Annotated in this window: 23 protein-coding genes; 7 read left to right on the top strand and 16 right to left on the bottom strand. The window is 65.6% G+C overall.

Annotated elements, in window-relative coordinates:
- Positions 1-75: 75 nt before the first annotated feature.
- Genes LWC34_RS21210 through LWC34_RS21200 form a run of 3 tightly spaced genes read left to right on the top strand, consistent with a single transcriptional unit; the run spans position 76 to position 4,192 of the window.
- Positions 76-1,602 carry an ABC transporter transmembrane domain-containing protein gene (locus tag LWC34_RS21210; RefSeq protein WP_233726924.1) on the top strand — a complete coding sequence of 509 codons (1,527 nt, stop codon included), beginning with the start codon at positions 76-78 and terminating at the stop codon, positions 1,600-1,602.
- The gene (locus tag LWC34_RS21205) at positions 1,599-3,353 is read left to right on the top strand and encodes an ABC transporter ATP-binding protein (protein WP_233726923.1); all 1,755 of its coding nucleotides are present in this window, start codon (positions 1,599-1,601) and stop codon (positions 3,351-3,353) included. The genes LWC34_RS21210 and LWC34_RS21205 overlap by 4 nt, the downstream gene beginning before the upstream one ends.
- Before the next feature lie 29 nt (positions 3,354-3,382).
- A complete protein-coding gene (locus LWC34_RS21200) occupies positions 3,383-4,192 on the top strand; it encodes an SAM hydrolase/SAM-dependent halogenase family protein (protein ID WP_233726922.1) in 810 nt (269 codons plus the stop codon).
- Here LWC34_RS21200 and LWC34_RS21195 read toward each other — a convergent pair.
- Both LWC34_RS21195 and LWC34_RS21190 read right to left on the bottom strand, forming a co-directional pair.
- On the bottom strand, positions 4,189-4,827 hold the full coding sequence (locus tag LWC34_RS21195) for a hypothetical protein (protein ID WP_233726921.1): 639 nt from the start codon (positions 4,825-4,827) through the stop codon (positions 4,189-4,191). The genes LWC34_RS21200 and LWC34_RS21195 overlap by 4 nt on opposite strands.
- Positions 4,824-5,606 carry an ATP-binding cassette domain-containing protein gene (locus LWC34_RS21190; RefSeq protein WP_233726920.1) on the bottom strand — a complete coding sequence of 261 codons (783 nt, stop codon included), beginning with the start codon at positions 5,604-5,606 and terminating at the stop codon, positions 4,824-4,826. Before LWC34_RS21190 ends, LWC34_RS21195 begins: the two co-directional genes overlap by 4 nt.
- 155 nt (positions 5,607-5,761) lie before the next feature.
- On the opposite strand from LWC34_RS21190, the gene LWC34_RS21185 reads away from it, so the two are divergent.
- Entirely contained in the window at positions 5,762-7,039 is a 1,278-nt protein-coding gene (locus LWC34_RS21185) for a M14 family metallopeptidase (RefSeq protein WP_233726919.1), read from the top strand.
- Between the two features lie 131 nt (positions 7,040-7,170).
- On the opposite strand, the gene LWC34_RS21180 is transcribed toward LWC34_RS21185, so the two are convergent.
- The 6 genes from LWC34_RS21180 to LWC34_RS21155 form a co-directional block, all read right to left on the bottom strand.
- Positions 7,171-7,983: an MOSC domain-containing protein gene (locus LWC34_RS21180; protein ID WP_233726918.1), complete on the bottom strand. Its 813-nt coding sequence runs from the start codon at positions 7,981-7,983 to the stop codon at positions 7,171-7,173.
- 40 nt (positions 7,984-8,023) lie between these two features.
- The gene (purB, locus tag LWC34_RS21175; RefSeq protein WP_443667754.1) at positions 8,024-9,451 is read right to left on the bottom strand and encodes an adenylosuccinate lyase; all 1,428 of its coding nucleotides are present in this window, start codon (positions 9,449-9,451) and stop codon (positions 8,024-8,026) included.
- Positions 9,452-9,471: 20 nt separating this feature from the next.
- Positions 9,472-10,227 (bottom strand): hypothetical protein, encoded by a 756-nt coding sequence (locus LWC34_RS21170; RefSeq protein WP_233726917.1) that lies wholly within the window; start codon positions 10,225-10,227, stop codon positions 9,472-9,474.
- Positions 10,224-10,763 carry an RNA polymerase sigma factor gene (locus LWC34_RS21165; RefSeq protein ID WP_233726916.1) on the bottom strand — a complete coding sequence of 180 codons (540 nt, stop codon included), beginning with the start codon at positions 10,761-10,763 and terminating at the stop codon, positions 10,224-10,226. The genes LWC34_RS21170 and LWC34_RS21165 overlap by 4 nt, the downstream gene beginning before the upstream one ends.
- Before the next feature lie 231 nt (positions 10,764-10,994).
- Positions 10,995-11,579, bottom strand: coding sequence for a TetR/AcrR family transcriptional regulator (locus LWC34_RS21160; RefSeq protein ID WP_233726915.1), 585 nt, complete (start codon positions 11,577-11,579; stop codon positions 10,995-10,997).
- A 2-nt stretch (positions 11,580-11,581) separates the two neighbouring features.
- Positions 11,582-11,893 carry a putative quinol monooxygenase gene (locus tag LWC34_RS21155; RefSeq protein ID WP_233726914.1) on the bottom strand — a complete coding sequence of 104 codons (312 nt, stop codon included), beginning with the start codon at positions 11,891-11,893 and terminating at the stop codon, positions 11,582-11,584.
- Between the two features lie 90 nt (positions 11,894-11,983).
- Here LWC34_RS21155 and LWC34_RS21150 point away from each other — a divergent pair, with 90 nt between their 5' ends.
- Entirely contained in the window at positions 11,984-12,523 is a 540-nt protein-coding gene (locus tag LWC34_RS21150; protein WP_233726913.1) for a winged helix-turn-helix transcriptional regulator, read from the top strand.
- A 1-nt stretch (position 12,524) separates the two neighbouring features.
- On the opposite strand, the gene LWC34_RS21145 is transcribed toward LWC34_RS21150, so the two are convergent.
- The 3 genes from LWC34_RS21145 to LWC34_RS21135 form a co-directional block, all read right to left on the bottom strand.
- The gene (locus LWC34_RS21145) at positions 12,525-12,911 is read right to left on the bottom strand and encodes a hypothetical protein (RefSeq protein ID WP_233726912.1); all 387 of its coding nucleotides are present in this window, start codon (positions 12,909-12,911) and stop codon (positions 12,525-12,527) included.
- A gap of 266 nt (positions 12,912-13,177) precedes the next feature.
- Positions 13,178-13,936, bottom strand: coding sequence for a hypothetical protein (locus LWC34_RS21140; RefSeq protein ID WP_233726911.1), 759 nt, complete (start codon positions 13,934-13,936; stop codon positions 13,178-13,180).
- A gap of 14 nt (positions 13,937-13,950) precedes the next feature.
- Positions 13,951-14,469 (bottom strand): SigE family RNA polymerase sigma factor, encoded by a 519-nt coding sequence (locus LWC34_RS21135; RefSeq protein WP_233726910.1) that lies wholly within the window; start codon positions 14,467-14,469, stop codon positions 13,951-13,953.
- Positions 14,470-14,619: 150 nt separating this feature from the next.
- Between LWC34_RS21135 and LWC34_RS21130 the strand changes: the two genes are divergently transcribed.
- On the top strand, positions 14,620-15,621 hold the full coding sequence (locus LWC34_RS21130; RefSeq protein WP_233728797.1) for a threonine aldolase family protein: 1,002 nt from the start codon (positions 14,620-14,622) through the stop codon (positions 15,619-15,621).
- A gap of 2 nt (positions 15,622-15,623) precedes the next feature.
- Complete coding sequence (locus LWC34_RS21125) at positions 15,624-16,208, top strand: HAD family hydrolase (protein WP_233726908.1); 585 nt, start codon at positions 15,624-15,626, stop codon at positions 16,206-16,208.
- On the opposite strand, the gene LWC34_RS21120 is transcribed toward LWC34_RS21125, so the two are convergent.
- The 5 genes from LWC34_RS21120 to LWC34_RS21100 all read right to left on the bottom strand — a co-directional run bounded on the left by LWC34_RS21120 (position 16,209) and on the right by LWC34_RS21100 (position 21,495).
- On the bottom strand, positions 16,209-16,370 hold the full coding sequence (locus tag LWC34_RS21120; protein ID WP_233726907.1) for a hypothetical protein: 162 nt from the start codon (positions 16,368-16,370) through the stop codon (positions 16,209-16,211).
- A gap of 111 nt (positions 16,371-16,481) precedes the next feature.
- Positions 16,482-17,630 carry an aminotransferase class I/II-fold pyridoxal phosphate-dependent enzyme gene (locus tag LWC34_RS21115; RefSeq protein WP_233726906.1) on the bottom strand — a complete coding sequence of 383 codons (1,149 nt, stop codon included), beginning with the start codon at positions 17,628-17,630 and terminating at the stop codon, positions 16,482-16,484.
- Between the two features lie 55 nt (positions 17,631-17,685).
- Positions 17,686-19,314 carry an alpha/beta fold hydrolase gene (locus tag LWC34_RS21110; protein ID WP_233726904.1) on the bottom strand — a complete coding sequence of 543 codons (1,629 nt, stop codon included), beginning with the start codon at positions 19,312-19,314 and terminating at the stop codon, positions 17,686-17,688.
- Positions 19,315-19,325: 11 nt separating this feature from the next.
- Positions 19,326-20,339, bottom strand: a complete 1,014-nt coding sequence (locus LWC34_RS21105; protein ID WP_233726903.1) for an alpha/beta hydrolase — start codon at positions 20,337-20,339, stop codon at positions 19,326-19,328.
- 25 nt (positions 20,340-20,364) lie between these two features.
- Complete coding sequence (locus LWC34_RS21100) at positions 20,365-21,495, bottom strand: transglycosylase SLT domain-containing protein (RefSeq protein WP_233726902.1); 1,131 nt, start codon at positions 21,493-21,495, stop codon at positions 20,365-20,367.
- Between the last annotated feature and the right edge of the window lie 2 nt (positions 21,496-21,497).

Here is a 21,497-nt window from a genome sequence, read left to right as displayed (position 1 = left end):
GGTAGCTTGCCCGCTATGCACGATTATTGACTCACGTCTGACGACACGAGATCGCCACGCAGGTTGCTGTGGCGGTTGCTTGTCTCGACGCGGCGGACGCTGCTGTCAGGCATGTTCTGGGGTGCGCTGTGGATGGTTCCACTGGCGCTGGTGCCGCTGGCCATCGGCGAGGCGATCGACAAGGGCATCGCGGCGCGTGACACGGGGTCGTTGCTGACGTGGGCAGGCCTGGTTCTCGGACTGGGCATCGTGCTCGCGATCAGCGACTTGAAAACCAACCGGGCGGGCGACCGGGTCTGGATCGACAGCGCCGGGCTGATGCAGCGAATCGTGCTACGGCACGCCACGCACGTCGGCGCCGACCTGCCGAAGAAGATCAAGACCGGTGAGATCGTCGCGGTCGGGTCCTCCGACCTGCACGGCATCGGCGGGCTGGCATCGGTGATCACCAGGCTGACCGGTGGTGTTGTGGCGTTCGTCGTCGTCGCGATCATGTTGCTGACCTCGACGCCCATTCTCGGCTTGGCCGTGGTGATCGGCGTTCCGTTGGCGACGCTGGGTTTCGTGCCGTTGCTCAAACCGTTGCGGGCACGGACCGAAATACACCGCGACGAGGTCGGCGCGGCCACGACAATGGCCGCGGACATCGTCTCCGGACTGCGGGTTCTGCGCGGTATCGGCGGTGAGCGGAAGTTCACCGAGCGGTTCGGCACGACGAGCCAGCGGGTCCGCAAAGCAGGTGTCGAAGCCGCGAAAATCGACTCGTGGCTGTCCGGTATCGAGGTGTTCCTGCCCGGTCTGGTCACGATTCTGGTGGTCTGGCTTGGCGCGCGGCTTGCGTTGGACGGCACGATCACGGTCGGCGAACTGGTCGCTTTCTATGGTGTGTCGGCATTCCTGGTGATTCCGGTGAGTGTCGCGACCGAGGCCGCGCACCACTACAGCGAGGCGATCGTGGCGGCCCGGCGCGCGTGCGCGATCTTGGCGCTTGAGCCTGCACTGAAGTCGCCGCAAGATCCGAAACCGTTGCCGTCCGGGAGTTTCGGGCTGCGTGACGAGACGTCCGGGCTGACGTTCGCGGCCGGTCAGTTGACCGTGGTCACCACGACCGAACCGGTGGCGTTCGCGGACCGACTCGGCCGCTACACCGACGCGCCGGTGTTCGCCGAGGATGTTTCGTTGCGGGACGCGGACATCGACGAGATCCGGGACCGGGTCCTGGTGGCACACAACCAGGACGTGCTGTTCTCCGGCAAGCTCGCGGACGAGGTCGATATGGGCAAGTCAGTCGACCTGCGTACGGCATTGTGGGCGGCGGACGCGATGGATGTCGTTGACGGGCTGGAACACGGCACCGACGAGTACCTGGCTGAGCGAGGCCGGACGCTGTCGGGCGGTCAGCGGCAGCGGATGTTGCTGGCGCGTGCGTTGAGTTTCGACGCGGATGTGCTGGTTCTCGACGAACCGACATCGGCCGTCGACGCGCATACCGAGGCACGCATCGTGCAACGGGTGGCCGAGCTGCGCAACGGCCGGACCACGGTGGTATTCAGCCAGAGTCCCTTGTGGACTCGGGTGGCGGACAGGGTGTACACCGCATGAACACAACACTTCCGTTGGCGGACAAGAAGGACGTACGCGCGTGGGTATGGGCCATCGCGGTGGCCAACCGGCGTGAGTTCCTCGGGATGATGTCGTTCTTCGGCGCGGCGACGGTGATCGGCCTGGTCGGCCCGCAGCTGCTGGGCAACCTGGTCGATGCCGTCGTGAACGGCACGACCGCCCTGCGGGTGGACATCACCGCGCTGATATTCGTCGCCGTCCTGGCGGTCCACGCGTTGCTACGGCGGCAGGCCAGGCTGCGTGCGGCGATCTTCGGCGAGCGACTGCTGGCCGAGGCCCGTGAAGGCATGGTCGGGCACGTTGTTCGGCTTCCACTGTCCATAGTGGAGTCAGCAGGCACAGGCGACCTGCTCAGCCGGGCAACCTCGGACGTGGACAAACTCGACGAGGGGCTGCGGCAGGCCGCGCCGGAGATCGCGATCGCCACCGTGACCGTTGTGCTGACCGCGATCGCCATGCTCGTGACGTCGCCGCTGGTGGCGTTGGGCATGTTGGTCGCGGTTCCGGTGCTGGTGGTGGCCACCCGGTGGTACCGGCCGAAGATCATCCCGAAGTACCAGGAGGCGCTGGCCGACTGGGCGGAGCTGCATTCAGCCACGCACGAAACCGCCGACGGCGGCCGTACGGTCGAAGCGTTGCGACTGCGGCAAAAGCGCATCGAACTCAACGACACCAAGCTGCACAAGGCGATGTCCGTCGAGTGGGCCTGCAGCCTGCTCTGGACGGTCTTCCTGGGTTCGCTGAGCTTCGCGTACATCCTGCCCATCGCGGCGATCCTGTTGATCGGCGGCATCGCGTACGCCAACGGGCTGGCCGGCATCGGCGAGATCACCGCAGTCGTGCTGTACGCGAGGGCGATCGCCGAGCCGTTGAGCGACGCCCTCGCCTGGATGGACGAGCTGCAAGTCGGCAACGCGGCGCTGCGCAGAATCCTTGGCGTGCAACAGATCAAGCCGGACCCGGGTGACGAGTCGGCCGTGCCGGACGGGACGAACATCTCGATCAGGGGCGCGCGATTCGCCTACAGCCAAGGCCGTGAGGTGTTGCACGGCATCGATCTGGACATTGTGGAGGGTGAACGGCTTGTCATCGTCGGCCCGTCGGGTGCGGGCAAGTCGACGCTCGGCCGGTTGCTCGCCGGGGTGAACGCGCCCGATTCCGGGTCGGTCACGATCGGTGGCGTCGAGGTCAGCTCGCTGCCGTTGGCCAAGCGGCGTCAGGAAGTCGTTCTTGTGACGCAAGAACAGCACGTGTTCACGGGAACTCTGCGGGAAAACCTCACACTGCCGCGCGAAGCGTCCGACGAAGAACTGTGGGAAGCGCTACGCACAGTGGATGCCGCCGACTGGGCGAAGTCGTTGCCGGACGGGCTGGACACCGTGGTCGGTTCCGGAGGCGAGGCCATCGCGCCCGCGATGGTCCAGCAGATCGCCTTGGCACGCTTGGTGATCGCCGACCCGCACACGCTGATTCTCGACGAGGCGACGTCCCTTCTGGACTCATCGGCGTCCCGGCACCTCGAGCGGTCGCTTGGCGCGGTGCTCGCCGGCAGGACAGTTATCGCTATCGCACATAGACTGACCACAGCACGGGATGCCGACCGGATCGCCGTCATGGAGGACGGCCGGATCGTCGAGCTGGGCGATCACGCCGAGTTGATGGCCGCCGAAGGTTCGTATGCGGGACTTGTGGCCAGTTTGTCCGGGGAGAATCGGCGGGCCGTGCGCTAAGTGATCGTTCGAGCAGGGTATTAATGGCCATGGCTTTCGACTGGGTTTCGCTCACCACCGACTATGGGCTGGCTGACGGCTTCGTGGCCGCGTGCCGAGGCGTTATTGCTCAGAAAGCACCGAAAGCCCAGGTCATCGACGTGTCGCATGCCGTGCCGCCGCAGGACGTGCGGCGCGGCGCGGCCATCCTCGCCCAGGTCGTGCCCTATCTGCCGCCATCGGTGCACGTCGCCGTCGTAGACCCCGGCGTGGGCACGGGCAGGCGCGGGATCCTCGTGGTCACGGAGGAAGGCATCCTGGTCGGCCCCGACAACGGCCTCCTTCTGCCAGCCGCTGAAGCGCTCGGTGGGCCGCAGGGCGCGTACGAGCTGATGGCCGAGGAATACCGCCTCTCCACGGTTTCGCACACCTTCCACGGGCGGGACATCTTCGCGCCCGCGGCCGCGTATCTGACGCTGGGCGTCGAGCCCGCCGATTTCGGGCCCGAGGTCGACCCGGTGACTTTGGTCCAACTGCCGGAGCCGAAGGTCGTGGTCGGCAGTCAGCGGCTGCAGTCCGAGGTGCTGTCGGTCGACCACTTCGGCAACATCCAGCTGGCCGCCCAGGTCCGCGACATGATCGCGACCGGGCTGCTGCTGCCGGGCGCGTCCGTGCAGGTCCAGATCGGGATGCACACGGTCGACGCCACGATCGGCCGGACTTACGACGACGTCGAACCCGGCGAGGCGCTGGTGTACGTCGACTCCGCCGGGCACGTGGCGATCGCGGTCAACCAGGGCTTCGCGTCGTCGCTGCTGATGGTCGGCCAGCGCAACCCGATCGCCGAGATCCGACGCTAAACCCTGGTCCTGGCCACTCGGTGGGCCAGGAAGATGACCAGCGCGGACAGCACCACCGACTGGACCCCGATGAGAACGACCGTGCTGGCCGCGCCCGGGGTGTCCTTCGCGTAGAGGTCGATCAGGGCGTTCACCGGCGGCGCTTGCCGGACGAACAGCTGCCCGAAGCAGATCCCGACACCAAGCACCATGGTCCAGCCGAGCTTCGGCATCACCGGACGGCTGATCACCGTGCCGAACGCGACACCCGCCAGCACGGTCATCGCGAAGTCCAGCGCACCCACTCCGGCGTGCTCGAACTGGGTGGACGTGGCCGTGAGCCAGACCAGCGCGGACACGCCGAGCACGCCAGTGCACAGCAGCGCGGCACCGACTTTGGCCAGCCAGACCCTGGTGAATCCGCGGTTGACCGCCATCGTGATCGCGACCTGCATCGGCTCTTCGTTGTGCATCACGACAACCGTGATCCACATGCCGATCGGTACGAGCGCCGCCGATGCCATCGCGTACGTCGGCAGCACCGGCCCGGTCGGCGGCCCGATGATCATGAGAATCGCCAGGTAGGCCAGCATGGGTGCGGCCCATCGCTGGCCGCGCAGCACGTCGGCGACGAGATAACGGATCAGCGGGTTCATGAGACCGCCTCGATCAGGGACCATCCTTCGGCCAGTGCCTTGAGCAAGAGCTTGTCCGCGTCATCGGTACGGACAACTACCCGACCTGGCTCCTCCAAAAGGATCTCCGCCGCCAACTCCGATGTGAGCAAGCCGGGCCGAGTGGGCCGCAGCGCGATTCGCATGCCCCGCAAGGATTCCGTGACGAGCTTGCCGTTGAGCAAGCGATAGAGCTTCCCGTTGGGCACCGCACTTTCGTGTGCGCTCAACAGGATCCGGGCACCGTCCTGTTCGGCCTCGGACATCAGCGCGGCCAGTTCCGCACGAGCCGGGGCATCGAGACCGGTAGCTGGTTCGTCGACAACGAGCAGCTCGGGTGGTTTCAGGAACGCTTGCATAACAGCGACTTTTTGACCGTTGCCCTTGGACAGCGCCGCGATCGGCACGTCCGGTCCCGGCACCAGGGACAGCCGCTCGGCCAGCTCGTCCGTGCGGGCCTTGGTCTGCTTCGGCGTCAGGCCCCGCATCCGACCGATGTGCCCGAGGTACTGGCGCGCCGACATCCGGATCGCCGCCGGGGCTCGCTCGGGGACGTAACCGACCGTGTCAGGCCTGCCGGTGATCTGCCCGCCCGTCGGCACCGACGCACCGGCCACGATCCGTAGCAATGTGGACTTGCCGATGCCGTTACCAGCGACGATGACGGTGATGACGCCGGGTTCGACGGTCAGATCGACCCCGTCGAGCACCCACGGACCACTACGGGAGTAGCGCTTACGGACACTTTGAACCACGGTCACATTCCCATATTGCCGAAACCGACGATCGGTTCGCCGCCAAAGGGCTTCAGCGCATGGTCCGTACGTGGGTAATCGGCAGGCGACATCTTGCGCACGTTCGGGCAGCCGACTCACGCTACGAGACACCCTGCACACAAGTTCACAAGGGAGGGCTCATGAAGTCTCGTCGCGGTCTGCTGGCCGCGGCGGCGCTTGGCGCTGCCATGCTGCTGCCTCTGCCGGTCACGGCGTCGGCACAGCTCGACCAGAGCACGGCTGCGGCTGCCACTGCCGACAGCCAGGCGTCTGCGATCTACGTGGTCGAGAACACCACCCCTGCCTCTCGTACCGCGATCAGCCGGTTCGGCGTCGACATCCACGGCACCGAGCACGGCACGCTGATCTTCGCGGCAACCGCATCGCAGGCAAAGGCGTTGCGGAACGCCGGATACCAGCTGACGGCGCAAGCGACGACGCTTGACTTCCCGCCTGCCGACTCGATGTACCACAACTACGCCGAACAGACCGCCGAGCTGCAGAAGATCGTCGCGGACCACCCGTCGATCGCGCGGCTGACCAGCATCGGCAAGAGCTACCAGGGCAACAAGGACCTGTGGCTGCTCAAGATCAGCGACAATGTGGCCAGCGACGAAGCTGAGCCCGAAGTGCTGTTCACCTGCCAGCAGCACGCCCGCGAACACCTGACGCCGGAGATGTGCCTGCGCATCGCCAACCGCTACACCGACGGCTACGGCTCGGACACCGCGATCACGAACATGGTGAACGGCCGGGAGATCTGGATCGTCACCAGCGTCAACCCGGACGGCTCCGAGTACGACATCCAAACCGGCTCCTACCGAATGTGGCGCAAGAACCGTCAGCCGAACTCAGGGTCGTCCAACGTGGGCACGGACCTGAACCGGAACTGGGGCTACAACTGGGGCTGCTGCGGCGGTTCAAGCGGATCGACAAGCAACGATACCTACCGTGGCCCATCGGCGTTCTCGGCACCGGAAACCCAGCGGCTGCGCGACTTCGTGCAATCGCGGGTGGTCGGCGGCGTGCAGCAGATCAAGACGCACATCGACTGGCACACCTACTCGGAACTGATCCTGTGGCCGTACGGCTACACGTTCAACAACACCGGCCCGGGCCTTGACGCCAACCAGGAACGCGCATTCCGAACCCTCGGCCAGCAAATGGCGAACACGAACCAGTACACGCCACAGCAATCCAGCGACCTCTACATCACCGACGGCTCGATCGGTGACTGGATGTGGGGCGTGCACAAGATCTGGAGCTACACGTTCGAGATGTACCCGCGTTCGGGTGGTGGCGGCTTCTACCCGCCGGACGAGGTCATCGTCCGCGAAACCCAGCGTAACGACCAAGCGGTGGCTCTGTTCCTGAGCTACAGCGACTGTGTCCCCAGGGTCATCGGCGGAACCTGCTAGCACCGTGCATTTCACTGTTCCGGAACGGTGGACACACTGTTCCGGAACGGTGGACACACTGTTCCGGAACGGTGGACACACTGTTCCGGAACGGTGGACACACTGTTCCGGAACGGTGGACACGGCGGGGGTTAGGCGAAGGCGGTGACTTCCACGGGGTCTCCGGTGGTCAGTTCGCCGGTGGTCATGACGGCGAACTTGGCACCGAAGGAGACCCCGCCTTCTTCTTCCCTGCGGTATCCGGCCAGGGTTTTGGTTGGCTCTGGGCCGGTTTTGTGGCCGGTCGCCTGGTCGACTGTGGGGACCACGCACCGGACCGCTTTCTTCTCCCAGCCTGTTTGGATTGGGCCGACGGTCATCTGGCGGACTCGGTCTTCGGTGTAGGGCTCGTCCCAGCCGCTGATGACGATGTTGGGCCGGAACCGGTTCATCGGCAGGGTTTCCCCGCCTTTCTCCAGGATCAGTCCGTTCAGGTGGTCCAGCGAGGACAGGCTGGTCACGTGCAGCGCGTGCGCGTCGGCGAACCCGGCATACCCCTGGGTCAGTCCGCTGGAGCGGCGCTCGTGGTCCGGCGGGACGCGGACCAGCCTGCAGGGCTCGCCAAGGAACTGGGAGAACCACTCGGCCGGTGCCGCGCCTTGGTCGACCGCTTTGCCAGTCCACTTGAACAGCAGGACTTCAAGGCGTTCACCGTCGGCAAGGAAGTCGAACGTCAGGTCATCGAAGCCGGGCGCGGACAGGGTGAGCGTCCCGTCGCCCAGCTTCGGCTTGATCACCGCCATCTGGGGCCGGGTTCGCTGCGTGACGAACTTGCCGTTCTTGTCGACGACCATGAACAGCCGGTCGTCGACAAGGCCCATCCGACCGACTGCCGAGCGGTCGAGTGACTCGCCCGCGCAGCCTTTGACGACATACCGGACAAGTTCCGCCACGCGTGCGCCCATGGCCCCAACCTAGCAATACGCCCAGGTCAGGGCGCCCTTATCAAAGGATGGGCGCAGGGGCGTAACCAGCGGCTTCCGGATAATCCTCGAGCACCTCTGAGACACGCTTCACAACCGTGCGGACCTGGCTGTCAGCGACCCCTGTGAACGACAGGCGGTCGGCCAACAGCGCGTCCAGCTGTGCGCGGTCCAGCGGGATACGGTCGTCCGCGGCCAGCCGGTCAAGCAGATCGTTCTCGGCCTGGCCTTGCTCACGCATGGCCAACGCGACCGCGACGGCGTTCTCCTTGATCGCCTCGTGCGCGGTCTCCCGGCCGACGCCTGCCTGCACCGAAGCCATCAGAACCTTTGTCGTGGCAAGGAAAGGCAAGTACCGGTCGAGCTCGCGCGCGATCACCGCCGGGTACGCGCCGAACTCGTCGAGCACAGTCAGGAACGTCTGGAACAGGCCGTCCAGAGCGAAGAACGCGTCCGGCAGCGCGACGCGGCGCACGACGGAACACGAGACGTCGCCTTCGTTCCACTGGTCACCGGACAGCTCGCCGACCATCGAAAGGTAGCCGCGCAGGATTACCGCGAAACCGTTGACGCGCTCGCAGGAACGCGTGTTCATCTTGTGCGGCATGGCCGACGAGCCGACCTGGCCTGGCTTGAAGCCTTCGGTGACCAGCTCGTGCCCGGCCATCAGACGGATCGTCTTCGCCACACTGCCTGGCGCGGCGGCCAATTGCACCAAAGATGACACGACGTCGAAGTCAAGCGAGCGCGGGTAAACCTGGCCGACGCTGGTGAAGACTCGTTCGAAACCCAGGTGCTCGGCGACTTTCCGCTCAAGCTCGTCCAAAGTGGACTCGTTGCCGCCGAGCAGGTCGAGCATGTCCTGTGCGGTGCCGACCGGGCCTTTGATGCCCCGCAACGGATAGCGGTCGATCAGGTTCGTCAACCGCTCGAACGCCACCAGCAACTCGTCGGCCGCGGTAGCGAACCGCTTGCCGAGCGTGGTCGCCTGCGCGGCGACGTTGTGCGAGCGTCCGGCCATCACCAAGTCGGTGTGCTCGGTCGCCAGCCGCGCCAACCGCGAGAGCACGGCCAAGGTCCTGGCCGCGATGAGCTCCAGCGAGCGCTTGATCTGCAGCTGCTCGACGTTCTCGGTGAGGTCACGCGAGGTCATGCCCTTGTGCACGTGCTCATGCCCGGCGAGCGCGTTGAACTCCTCGATCCGCGCCTTCACGTCGTGCCGCGTGACGCGCTCGCGGTCAGCGATCGACGCCAGATCGACCTGGTCGATCACGCGCTGGTAGTCCGCGGCCACACCGTCTGGCACCTGTACGCCCAGTTCAGCCTGCGCCTTGAGGACCGCGAGCCACAGTTCACGTTCGAGGACGACCTTGTGCTCCGGCGACCACAGCTTGGCCAGCTCGACCGAGGCGTAACGGTTGGCGAGGACGTTCGGGATACGCGGCTTCACGGTGACACAGGGTATGTCACCTACATGTGCAAGGCGGGATCAGTGGCGAGGCGCACCAGCTGGTCGTCGGTCAGCGCGACGTTCGGCTGGTAGCCGCTCGGCCCGGTGACCGGGTCGTAGTTGTACGTGGAGACCCGGGTGACCGAGCCGTCCGTGCGGTAGTGCTCGGCCGAGGTGATCTTCATGTCCGGGGCGTTGCCTGCCGGGCCGGACTCGGTGCGGATCACCACTTTGCTGCCGTCGGCCTGTGGCAGCTCCCGGCAGCCCGTGCACGGCGCGCTCTTCTCCGGGGCGTTGTTGACCTGCACGTTGATCGCGGTCCGCGCATCGCCGAGCGTGAACGCGAGAAAGCCGTCCAGGTAGGTCTGGCCGTCCCAGAACTGCCCGCTGGCCTCACCGCCGAACTCGCCCGGCGTGATGTTCTTCGCATCCGGGACCACCACTGGGACCTGGGTCTTCAGGTGTGCCATGAGTTCCTCGCCGCGCTGCTTGAGCTGGGCGACCGTCATGGGCGCCTTCGGTGGCGAGGTGGTGATGGTGACAGCCGGAGGCGCCGCTTGGGGTAGTTCCGGCGGAGTGCCACCAATCCCGAGAAAGACAGGCACCGCCACAGCGACGACAGCGACCGCGGCCGTGCTCACACCGACCGCGACGAGGGCGCGGCGGCGCCGGACCATCCGCTCGGCGGTGTCCACGAGTTCATCGAGGTCGAAGACCATCGGGGGTTCGTCGGCGACGGCCAGTTTCAGGCCTTCACGCAGTTCCGCCTCACTCATGACACGACCCTCCTAGCCGGCCTGCCTGCCGTCATGTTCTCCACAACATCACGCAGGGTCGCCAGGCCGCGTGCGGTCTGGCTCTTCACCGTGCCCTCCGAACACCCGAGCACCGCAGCCGTCTCCGCGATCGACAAGTCGTCGAAATAGCGCAGCACCAACGCCGCCCGCTGCCGTGGTGGCAGCTCCAGCAGGGCGCGGTGGGTCATGTCCTTCGCCCACGCGCGATCCTGGTTCGCCTCCGGGTCAGCGGCCAGATCCGGGACGTCCGGCACCTTGTCGACCCGCAGCTCGCTGCGCCGCCATGGCTTGCGCTTCTCGTCCAGCCACGTGTTCAGCAGGACCCTGCGGGAGTAGTTCTGCAGGCTGTCCTGCTTCTGCACCTTGTCCCACGCCCGGTACATCTTGATCAAAGTCTGTTGTGCCAAGTCCTCCGCGGTATGCCAGTCACCAGCGAACAGATACGCAAGGCGGCGCAGCCCCGCGGCGTGTTTGCCGGCGAAGGCACGAAAGCTCTCCTCGTCGGGTTTGCGCACTCTGGCTCCCTTCGCATTCCCGACCTACCTCACGCGCGGTCAAGGACGAAGGTTGCATGGCTTGGTCGCGCCGGTCATTTACGCCACACAACACGCCCGATGCCGCCCCGCCCACAGCGGTGAAGAGACACTGCGCGGTGTCGGTTGCGTTGGGGTGGGGTGGGGTGGAAATGACCGGCTTTGGCGACCAAGCCCGTCCGAGCGGAGCGAGGACAATCCAGCACTGCATACCTATTTCAGCAGCGCTGCCCGGAGCATCTGGCGGGCTCTCGCGCGCGGATCCGCGTGGATCTCGATGATCGCGTTCAGCACGGCACCGTCGACAAGGGCGATCACCTGCTCGATCAGGTCAGCGTCGGACGGAAACCCGCATTTGGTGAAGACCGCGGCCAGCAGCTCGCGCAGCTTGACCGCGTCACTCCCCATCAACGGTTTGAGGTACGGCCTACGCCCGGTCCCGACCAACCTTTCGTAGCGCAGGAGCACGGCCTCGGCGTCCCCGGACTCCGGCTCGTCACCCAGCAGCAGGTCGAGAACGATCTCGACAAGGGTGTCGAAGCCAGCGTTCTGCGGCGTCTGCTCAAGCTGGGCCCACGCCCTGGCGAACTCGGTCTCGCCGCGATGCATGACGGCCGCGGTGATCAACTCGTCGAGCGAGTCGAAGTAGTACGTGGTCGACGCCAGCGGCAGGCCAGCCCGCTCCGCCACCGCGCGGTGGCGGATCGCGTCGAACCCGCCCTCGACGAGCAACTGCGCCGCAGCCTCGACAAGGGCGTGGCGCCTTCGTTCACCTTTGGGCGTACTCGCGGCAGTCATGGTCAGTCAAGCGTAGTGGCCTCATCGCCGACGGCGTTTCCCCGCATGAGCCATGTCGGGCCGTTGGCGTAGGCGCTGGCCTCGGCAAAGAAGGCGCTGAAGTACGGGCCGCTGGCGTGCGTGTTGAACGCCTCGGCGTCGGCGTAGACCTCGTTGAGGTAGATGACTTCGGGGTTCTCCTCGTCGGCGATGACCTCGAACCGCCGCGATCCGGGCTCGTTGGCCAGTGAGTCGCGCGCGGTTTTCGTCGCGACCCGGATGAAGTCGTCGCGGTGTTCCGGCTGGACGGTGAAGGAAACCAGGAACTGGTACATGGAAGCCTCCTGCGGGAGCAGTTCATTGACTGAACCGACGGTAGCACAGCGTGGTTCAGTGACCGAACTATCCGAGGTAGGCTGGACATCATGGCCCTTCCCAGCACGTACGCGGACCGCAACTGCTCGATGGCGCGAGCGTTGGAGGTGGTCGGCGAGCGGTGGACGCTGATGATCGTGCGAGACGCCTTCTACGGGGTACGTCGATTCGGCGACTTCGCCACGCAGCTCGGCATCCCGAGGGCGGTGCTGACGAACCGGCTGAAGGCGCTGGTCCAGGAAGGCGTGTTCAGCCGGGATGACGATGGCGCGGGCAACGTCGAGTACCGGCTGACCGCCAAGGGTGTTGAGCTGTGGCCGATAGTGCGGGCCCTGATGCACTGGGGAGACTCGTTCTACTCACCCGCGGGCGTGAAACGGGCCGTGCGCCACGACCTCGACGGCGGACTACTCGACCAGGAGGGCCGCTGCGAGCAATGCGGTCACCTCGTCCCGGTCCCGGAAAGCCGGATCGAACCAGGCCCCGGTTTTGACGCGGCGGCCGACGCCGAGACCGACCCGGTTTCCAGCGTGCTCAACACGCCGCGGCGGCTGCTCGATCCAATCCCGCACGGCGGCAAACAGTCCTGAATCAGGAATCGCCTTCCGGACCGCGAGTAAAACCGCCGAGATGCTCCGGAATGACGGTTATCTTGACGTTCGGCCCGCCAAGCTTCGTGAACAGATCCATGATCGCCTCGGTGGGTTGCCCATAGACCCGAACACTGCTGGTCTCACCAAGGAAGTCCTGGTAGGACGGGTCGTGCACGGTCATATGATGCTCGAACGACTCGATATCGGGATGAAACTGGATGAAATCGACCTCAGTACCATCCGCGTGGCCGAATTCGTGAAAACCGATAGTGCGCGGCTCATGGTCATGGGCGTATTGCGCCGAGCGAGGCGCCCGCTTTTTCTCATCCGCCAGTTTGCCGTCCTTGACCTTGCAGGTCGCGATCACGATGAATGGGCTTGCCATCAGAACTCCCGGTTGTGGGTTGTTTCGGCGCCAGGGTTCCCAACTTAAGAGTCCACTGGCCCGCTACAACCGAAGCTAACAGTCCACTGGCCGCCTAACAAGAGGCCAGTGGACCGTTAACGTGGGTTTGGCTGATGTCTGCCAGCAGTGGCGCCACCAAAGCCACGGCTAGAACCTCAGGGCGGTGCTATCCGGTGGCAGGTCATCGGCACGTCCGGCTTGCGCAGGCATGACCCGAGTCCGGGGGGCCGATCGGGCTTTCCGCCTCAGAAACTCGGCGCGATCTTGGCCGCCATCCGCGACAACTCGTCCGTGTACGGCGCTTCCGCTGGCTGCACCAGTGGGTCCGGCTGGCTGACGATGTTCAGCGTGCCACCGCTCTTCGCTGGGCTTTGGGCATTCGCCGTGCCGTAGACCTCGCTGCCCAGCGGCGCGAAGGTCGCTGAGCCTTGCGGCGTCAGGACGATCGAGATCGTGCCGGTCCGGGTGCCTTCGGTGATCTTGAATGCCGCGCCGCGGGAGCCCGGTGGGCAGCCGAAAGGCACCTGGACCGGGGTTTTTGCAGGGGCGGCCAGGAGCTCGCCCGCGAGGGCAGCAGCGAGCTCCTGGTCCGCCTGGCACCCACTCGGGGTGCTGCCGGCTGCGCCGGCTGTACCGGCCGAATCGCCTCCCTGCTTAGGTCGATCCGTCCGGTTGTCCTGCTGAGAGTTGGGCGATGCGTCCAACGCGGTCGCACCTTCCTGCGCCTCTCTGCGTTCCATAGTGCCACCGTTTTGGCCCACACCGCCTGCGGCAGCGGGGGCATTCGCCGCTGTTGGGGTCGCAATTCCACCCGAAAGGGTTACTGCGGTTACAGTTCCGCCCGCGACCAGCACAAATGCCAGGGCTGACGTTGCCACGACAGTGTTACGCCGCTTGATCGTCGCTCGGTGTGACGCCTGTTTGACCTCGCTCGTGCCGAAGGTGGCGGGTGGGACGTCCCGCACCGCGTCGTTGAACAGCTCACTCAGCTTCTTCTCGTCCACCTACATCCACCTCCTCAAGTTGCCGATCGCAAGTCGTCGAGCGAGTCACCCAGCGCCTCGCGCAGTGCGGTCAGCCCGCGCGCGGTCTGGCTCTTCACGGTCCCCTCGGAGCACTTGAGCGACTCGGCAGTCGCGGCCACGTCAAGGCCCTCCAAGAACCGCAGTACAAGCACCGCACGTTGCCGTGGCGGCACCTTTTTCAACCCGTCGAGCAGTGCTGACCTGGTCGCGACCGTGTCGCCCACCTCGCCGTCGGTCGGCGCGGGTTCAGGCAGCTGTTCGACGAATCGCTCCCGCCGCCATGGCCGTCGCGACTCGTCGATCATCGCGCGCACCACTGTGCGGCGGACGTAGGCGTCCAACGCCCCACGGTCACGCACCTTGCGCCACCGCCGGTGCAACGCGACGAACGCGGTCTGAGCCAGGTCGTCCGCCCGGTGCCAGTCGCCACACAGCAGGTACGCGGTTCGGCGCACGGCGTCTCGCCGAGCCTCGAAGTACTCCGCGAACTCCTGCTCGTCGCGCTGATCCACGCGGACTCTCTCCGCTCGTCGTCTTCGGGTAATGGACGGACCGGGTCGCCTACACGGTTGCACGGCCTGTGGATGAGTTCTACGCCACACCCCGGATCGGCTTGCCTCCGGGGCGCCAAGATTGGTGGGATCAATCCCGTGCCAGCACCGATGATCGATCTTCGCTCGGACACCGTCACCAAACCGGACGATCGGATGCGGGCCGCGATGGCCGCGGCCGAGGTCGGCGACGACGTTCTCGACCACGACCCGACGATGGCCAAGCTGGAGGAGACCGTCGCCGGGCTACTCGGGGTCGAGGCGGCGTTGTGGGTGCCGAGTGGCTCGATGGGCAACGTGATCGCGCTGATGCTGCACGTCAAGCGCGGTGACCGGTTCCTCGCTCCGGCCTTGTCGCACGTCATCTCCAGCGAACTGGGTGCCGGTGCCTGGCTGGCCGAGGGCATGCCCGACCCGTTGCCGTGGGACGGCGGCCCTGGACGGCCGAAGCCCGAGACGCTGCGGACCGCGATCGGCGGGCCACAGCCGTACTTCAACTTGAACACCACCTTGCTGTGCCTGGAAAACACGCACAACGCGGCTGGCGGGACCGTGACTCCGCTGGAGGAGTACACGCAACTGGTCGCGGTCGCCAAGGAAGCAGGCCTCACAGTCCACCTGGACGGCGCACGGATCTGGAACGCGTCCATCGCGCTCGGCCTGTCACCGGCTGAGTTGACGGTCGGCGCGGACACCGTGCAGGTCTGCCTCAGCAAAGGCCTGGGTGCGCCGGTCGGTTCGATGGTCGCCGGGTCTGCCGCATTCGTCACGGATGCCCGTCGCGTGCGCAAGATGCTGGGTGGCGGCGTCCGCCAAGGCGGCGTGCTGGCCGCAGCCGGTTTGGTCGCGCTGGAGAACATCGATTCGCTGGCCGAGGACCACGCCAACGCGCGTGCGCTGGCCGAAGGCCTCACCGAGCTGGGCTGGGTAGCGGCCACGCCGGACACCAACATCGTGGTGGCCAGCGTGCCGGATGTGGATCACGCGATCGCCCAGCTGCGCGAGGTGGGTGTGCTTGGTTATCCATTGCCCGGCCACGTCCGGTTCGTCGCTCACCGGGGCGTTTCCGCCAACGACATCACCGAAGTGTTGCGCCGGATAGAGAAGGGGTGAACGTGCGCTGGATCGTGTTCGACTACGGCGAGGTCATCAGCAAGCGGACCGCTGCGTTGGCTGAGCTCGCCGAGGTGGTGGGGGCGGACCCGGCGGCGTTCGAAACCGCGTACTGGGCGCATCGCGAGGCTTACGACCGCGGCCAGCCGGACCTGGAGTACTGGTCGGCCGTTGCCGGAACGGACTTGGACGAGCCGACTTCGGCTCAGCTGACCAAGATCGACACCACCGGCTGGCTGACCACCGAGCAGTCCACTTTGGACCTCATCGCGGACATCAAGGCCGCTGGCCACGGACTGGCACTGCTGTCCAACGCGCCGTCGTCGTTCGGCCGGTTGGTCGAGGTCGAGGCGTGGAGCACGCAGTTCGCACACCTAATCTTCTCGGGGGACCTGCGGATCGCCAAGCCGGACCCCGAGATGTGGACGTTGCTGCTGGAACGGCTGAACGCCCAGCCGCAGGACTGCGTGTTCTTCGACGACCGTCAGGTCAACATCGATGGCGCAACCGCGGCCGGGATCGACGCCCAGCTCTGGGTTTCGGCGGCCAAGGCACGCGAGTACCTGGCCGCCGCGGGCATCCTGTAGCTATGAGCGGATCTGGGAGCGCTTGATCGCACCGTAGGCAAGTGCTCCCACGGTGGCCACCGCGGCGATGATCAGCACCCACTTGAAGGCCGACAGGATCCAGCCGAGGACCATGAACGCCAGCCAGATCAGGACGATCGCACCGAGGATCTTCACAAACATGTCCAGCCTCCCCATTCGGGTCATGAAGTGAACGATCCGCGCTCACCCGTGGTTCCCAGTCAACCAGCGATCGGCCGCCCCGCCCATCGGGAATCACCCCGATATCGCAGTTCAGGGGTTCACCCACCCGCCTAGCCGGACGATCGCCTCCTCGATCTCGTGGTGCGCGCCCGCGAAACTCAGCCGGATGAACTTCGAGCCGTTCTCCGGGTCGAAGTCGATCCCCGGCACGATCGCGAGACCGGTGTCGGCGAGCAGCCGCTGGCACCAGCTCATCGCGTCGTGGGTGAGGTGCTCGATGTCGGCGTAGACGTAGAACGCGCCATCGGCCGGCGCCAGCCGGTCGATCTTGAGCCGCTTCAGGCCTTCGAGCAAGGTGTCCCGGTTCATCCGGTACTTCTGGACGTGTCCGTCCAGCTCCTTGTACGACTCGTCGGTGAACGCGGCGACCGCGGCGTGCTGGGCGAGCGCGGGCGCGCAGATGTTGAAGTTGCCGATCAAGCACTCGACCGCGCGATGCAGCCGTTGCGGCACGAGCAGCCAGCCAAGCCGCCACCCGGTCATCGCGAAATACTTGGAAAACGAGTTCACCACCACGGCCTCGCGGCTGTACTGCCACGCCGTCGCGGGCTTCAGGCCGTAGTCGATCCCGTGGTAGATCTCGTCGCTGATCAGCTGGACGCCACGTTCCGTGCACCAGCCGGCGATCGCGGCGAGCTCGGACCCGGCGACGATCGTCCCGGTCGGATTGGCCGGGCTCGCGATCACGACGCCCTTGAGCGGCCCAAGGCGGTCAAGGGATTCGACGGTCGGCTGGAACGTGTCGATCTCGACGACCTCACACCCGAGGGCCGTCAGGATGTTGCGGTACGCCGGATATCCCGGCCTGGCCAAGGCGACCCGGTCGCCCGCGTCGAACGCGGACAGGAAGGAAAGCAGGAACCCGCCGGAGGATCCGGTCGTGACGACCACATCCTGCGGCGAGACCTCAAGCGAGTACGTCCGGTCGTAGTGAGCGGCGATAGCGGCCCGGAGTTCCGGGATGCCCAACTGCTCGGTGTACCCGAGTTTGTTGCCGCGCAAGGCTTTCTCGGCGGCTTCGAGGACGGGAGCTGACGCTGAGGCTGATGGCTGACCGGCCGCCAACGACACCACATCGCCTTGTGAGCGTTGGCGGGCGTTGGCGGCCTCGAGCACATCCATCACGTAGAAGGGGGGTACCTGGGCACGAGCGGCAACCGTCAGCAGGTTGTTGACCATGCAGCCAGACTAATCAGCACCACCCGAAATACGTACCGTGAGCAAACCGGACAGATCAGAACCCGCCACGCCGGTTCTGTTCCTCGGCCACGAATCGCCGAGCGAACTCGGTCAGGTTCGGTTGCGGCACCGCGCGCCGTGACACCGTTTCCGCATTGTCGGCGGGGATGTCCGGGCGTTGGGCGCCGGGGCACGTGACACGGGTACCCGGCAGTACACCGTCGATCAAGTACCGGTCGACGAGTTCGTTCACACAAGGGTTGTAGCCATATAGGTCATGCGTGCCGTCATCCGCTACGGAGATAAGGTGATTGCGCAACTTGCTCGCCATCGCAGGACCACCGGCGTACGCGGTGTTCGTGTCACCTTCAGCCTGGATTACCACTCCGGTCGGGTAACCGGCTCGCTTGAGTTCAGTCACCTTGTCCGGTGGCGTGAAGCTGCGGAAGGTGCAGTTGTTCGGCGCGACCTTGGCGACACCGTCCCAGTACGGATATTCCTCCCGGAACACCTTCATCTCGTTGTAGTAGAACGACAGGTCCTGCGGCCAGTCAGCCTCACAGCGGACCGTGTCGAACACGCCTTCCCTGGTGCGAGGGATGGCGAACTCGCGCACCACCGCCGCCGCGTCGGTCGCGTCCTTGGCGGCCGGGGAATCGGCGGCGATGGTGCCTTCGGCGATCGCCTTGAACGTCTTGATCTGACGGCCAAGGTAGTCCCACGCCGACCGGGCGCGCGACAGGAACCCGAGCACGAAACGATCGTAGTGGGTGATGGTCATCGTCTCGCCGTTGTCGGGGTTGATGATCGGCTTCTCGATCAGCTTGGCGGCGAGGGCCCGCGAGGAGGCGTAGACCTCGGCGTGGGATTTGCCCAGTCCGTAAACGGAGTTGCGCTCACCAAGCCAGGTGAACAACGCGTCGACGTTGGCACGCGCCGCGACCGCTTGCGACCGCCAGGTCCCGCGCCAGATCTCGTCCGGGTGGACCGCGGAGTCGAATACGTTGCGGTTCACCTTGTTCGGAAACAGGCTGCCGTACACCGCGGCGACATAGGACCCGTAGGACGTACCGACAAAGTTGATCTTCTGCTCGCCGAGCACGCCACGGATGACATCCATATCGCGGGCGATGTTCGGCGTGTTGACGTACGGCCGCAACCCGCCACCGGCTCGCTCACATTCGGCTTCGGCCATGCGTGCTCGCGCGGTGAACAACTCGAACTGGTCATCGGTCGGCCGGGAACTGACCTCGCCGACCGGAGCGCCACCCTCGCAGTGCAGCTGGGTGGACTCGCCAACACCACGCGGGTCGAAGCTGACCAGGTCGTAAACCTGCCCGATGGGCCGCTCGGCATCCCAATACGGGAGCAGCAAGCCGCTTCCGCCTGGCCCACCCGGGATGAGCATCAGCGCGCCCTTGCGTTTCGCCGGGTCCTTCGCGGGCATCCTGCTGATCGTCAACGAGATCCGCTCGGCACCGGGTTTGCGGTAGTTCATCGGCACCACCAAGGTGGCGCACTGCAAACCTTCGATGGGACGCCCGAAATCCACACAACGACCCCACTGCGCCTGCTGACCGTAGAACTCTTGCAGGCCAGCGGGTTCAGCTGCCGCGACCGGCTGAGTCACGGCAGCCACCGTGCCAAGCAGCACGGCCGTGCTCACCCATCTATTCACTCGCACAAATTGCCCCTTCAGGTGCGGCGAACGGACTCAGAAACGTTCAGCTGCTGTGCCGGGCGCTGGGACACCGTTTCCGCGCTGTCAGCGGGCACGTCCGGGCGCGGGTCGCCTGCGCACGTGACGTGCGTCGACGGAAGCACGCCGTTGATCAGGTACCGGTCGATGATGTCGGACGCACAGTCGTTGTAGCCGTAGAGGCCATGCATGCCCTCATCGGCGACGGACACCAGGTGGTCACGCAGCTTCGTCGCCATAGCGGGGCCACCGGCGTACGCGGTCTGCGCGTCGCCCTCAGCCTGGATCACCAGTCCGGTCGGGTAACCGGCGCGCTTGAGGTCAGTCACCTTGTCCGGCGGCGTGAAGCTGCGGAAGGTGCAGTTCCACGGCGCGACTCTGGCAACACCGCCGAAGTGCGGGTACTTCTCACGGAACAGCCGCATTTCGTCGTAGTAATACGCCAGGTCCTTCGGCCAGTCGGCCTCACAGGTGATGGTCTCGAACACGCCTTCCCGTGTCTCCGCGATGGCGAGGTCGTACATCATCCTCGCCGCCTTGCCCGCGTCCTTGAGTACAGCGGAGTCACTGGCGAGCGCGCCATCGGCCGCTGCCTTGAAGGACTTGATCACTTCGCCAAGCTCGTCCCACAGCGGCCGGAAACGCGAATACCACCCAAGCAGCGCGTCCACGGTGGTGCCGTCCACCTCGCCGAAATCAGGGTCATTGATCGGCGCCTTGTTGAGCTTGGCCGTCAGGGCCTCGGTACTTGCGAACACCTCGGCCTGGGATTTATCCAGCCCGTACACGAAATTCCGTTCGCCAAGCCACGTGTCGTAGATGTCGATGTTGGCGCGCGCGGCAACCGCCTGCTGCCGGAACGTCTCGCGCCAGATCCAGTCCGGGTTCACCGACGAGTCAAGGACATTGCGGTTCAGCTTGCTCGGGAAGAGGCTGCCGTACACCGCGCCGAGATAGGTCCCGTAGGAGAAGCCGAGGTAGCCCGCCATCGCGACGCCACTCACTGTCACATGTGGACAGTACGGCGAACCTGATTCAGTAGCCGCGGTAGGCGCCGCCGCCCGCCATTGCCTTGATTCCTGGGACGTTGTCAAGCGATCCGTACCGGGAGATCGCGTAGTTCACGCCAGCGCAGATGTTCTGCACCGGATCCCAGACGTTGTTGTGCCCCGGCATTTTGTAGCTGTTGAAGGTCGGATCGATACACTGCATCAAGCCCTTCGACGGCGTTCCCTTGGCAGCGTTCGAATCCCACAGGTTCTGGGCATTGGGATTTCCGCTTGATTCGTGCTGAATGATCGCCCAGATCTTCGGAACGTCCGCTTCGCTGACGTTGATTCCGTTGGCGCGCAAGATTTCTAGCGCTTGCTTGATCCAGTCCTGGACGTTGCCGGGTGGTGGACCTGCTGGCGGGCCGCCGCTTGGGCCCATACCGCCACCGCCTCCACCGCCACCACTGCTGCCTCCGGATCCACCGCCGGAGTGGGTGCTCGCTGGCTGGGCGGTCGGTTTGGCGTCGGTGTTCGCCGGGTTCGTGCCTTGGTCCTTGGCTACTTCCTCTGGCTTCCAGTCGATTGTCTTGCCGGGTCCTGGCACGTATGCCTGGCTGCCAGGCTCGGGAACATCGGTGAATGTGGCGCCAGGGTTGGCGGCCGCCGTGATCTCGCTTGCCGCGGCTTTCAGCTGCGCGTCGGTTTCCTTGAGCTTGTTCTCGATGTCAGTGGCCGCGGCCGCCGTCAACGGCATGATCGCGGCGTCGATCTGCGCCTGGTCCGCGTCCGGGTTGCGCTGAACGGCCCGCTTGATCTCGCCGAGAACCTGCTCGCACCGGTTGGCCACGAAATGCTTGGCGTCCTCGATCGCCCCGGCCACTTTCCCCAGTGCCGCACCGGCTTTCGCCAACGCCTCGGCACTTGCCGTGCCAGCTTTGGCAAAACGGTCCATATAGGCCACGAACTGATCGGCTGACGCACCCTTCCATTCCGAGTCGAGCGTTTTGACCGAATTGGCGACACCCGTGCCGTGCTCACCCGCATTCGTGCCCGCCTGAGTCAGGCGTTGGGCCGCCGCGGTGATCGCCCCGCTGTTCGCTTTCTCGACTTTCCGCGCGGCCGCCAGAACGGCTCCACCGCCCGGATATTTCGCCACCACCTCCGCTGCGCTCACGG

This window comes from Kibdelosporangium philippinense, assembly GCF_021390435.2.
GTDB lineage: Bacteria > Actinomycetota > Actinomycetes > Mycobacteriales > Pseudonocardiaceae > Kibdelosporangium > Kibdelosporangium philippinense.
The sequence above is the reverse complement of the archived record's forward strand: the minus strand, read 5'-3'. Positions and strand labels throughout refer to the sequence as shown.

What these genes read in the sequence shown, in the direction of transcription:
- LWC34_RS21205 (WP_233726923.1), top strand. Translation starts at nt 1,599, where the DNA reads ATGAACACAACACTTCCGTTGGCGGACAAGAAGGACGTACGCGCGTGG.
- LWC34_RS21185 (WP_233726919.1), top strand. Translation starts at nt 5,762, where the DNA reads ATGAAGTCTCGTCGCGGTCTGCTGGCCGCGGCGGCGCTTGGCGCTGCC.
- LWC34_RS21200 (WP_233726922.1), top strand. Translation starts at nt 3,383, where the DNA reads ATGGCTTTCGACTGGGTTTCGCTCACCACCGACTATGGGCTGGCTGAC.
- LWC34_RS21145 (WP_233726912.1), bottom strand. Translation starts at nt 12,911, where the DNA reads ATGGCAAGCCCATTCATCGTGATCGCGACCTGCAAGGTCAAGGACGGC.
- LWC34_RS21195 (WP_233726921.1), bottom strand. Translation starts at nt 4,827, where the DNA reads ATGAACCCGCTGATCCGTTATCTCGTCGCCGACGTGCTGCGCGGCCAG.
- LWC34_RS21120 (WP_233726907.1), bottom strand. Translation starts at nt 16,370, where the DNA reads ATGTTTGTGAAGATCCTCGGTGCGATCGTCCTGATCTGGCTGGCGTTC.
- LWC34_RS21170 (WP_233726917.1), bottom strand. Translation starts at nt 10,227, where the DNA reads ATGAGTGAGGCGGAACTGCGTGAAGGCCTGAAACTGGCCGTCGCCGAC.
- LWC34_RS21160 (WP_233726915.1), bottom strand. Translation starts at nt 11,579, where the DNA reads ATGACTGCCGCGAGTACGCCCAAAGGTGAACGAAGGCGCCACGCCCTT.
- LWC34_RS21155 (WP_233726914.1), bottom strand. Translation starts at nt 11,893, where the DNA reads ATGTACCAGTTCCTGGTTTCCTTCACCGTCCAGCCGGAACACCGCGAC.
- LWC34_RS21115 (WP_233726906.1), bottom strand. Translation starts at nt 17,630, where the DNA reads ATGGTCAACAACCTGCTGACGGTTGCCGCTCGTGCCCAGGTACCCCCC.
- LWC34_RS21150 (WP_233726913.1), top strand. Translation starts at nt 11,984, where the DNA reads ATGGCCCTTCCCAGCACGTACGCGGACCGCAACTGCTCGATGGCGCGA.
- LWC34_RS21130 (WP_233728797.1), top strand. Translation starts at nt 14,620, where the DNA reads ATGATCGATCTTCGCTCGGACACCGTCACCAAACCGGACGATCGGATG.
- LWC34_RS21180 (WP_233726918.1), bottom strand. Translation starts at nt 7,983, where the DNA reads ATGGGCGCACGCGTGGCGGAACTTGTCCGGTATGTCGTCAAAGGCTGC.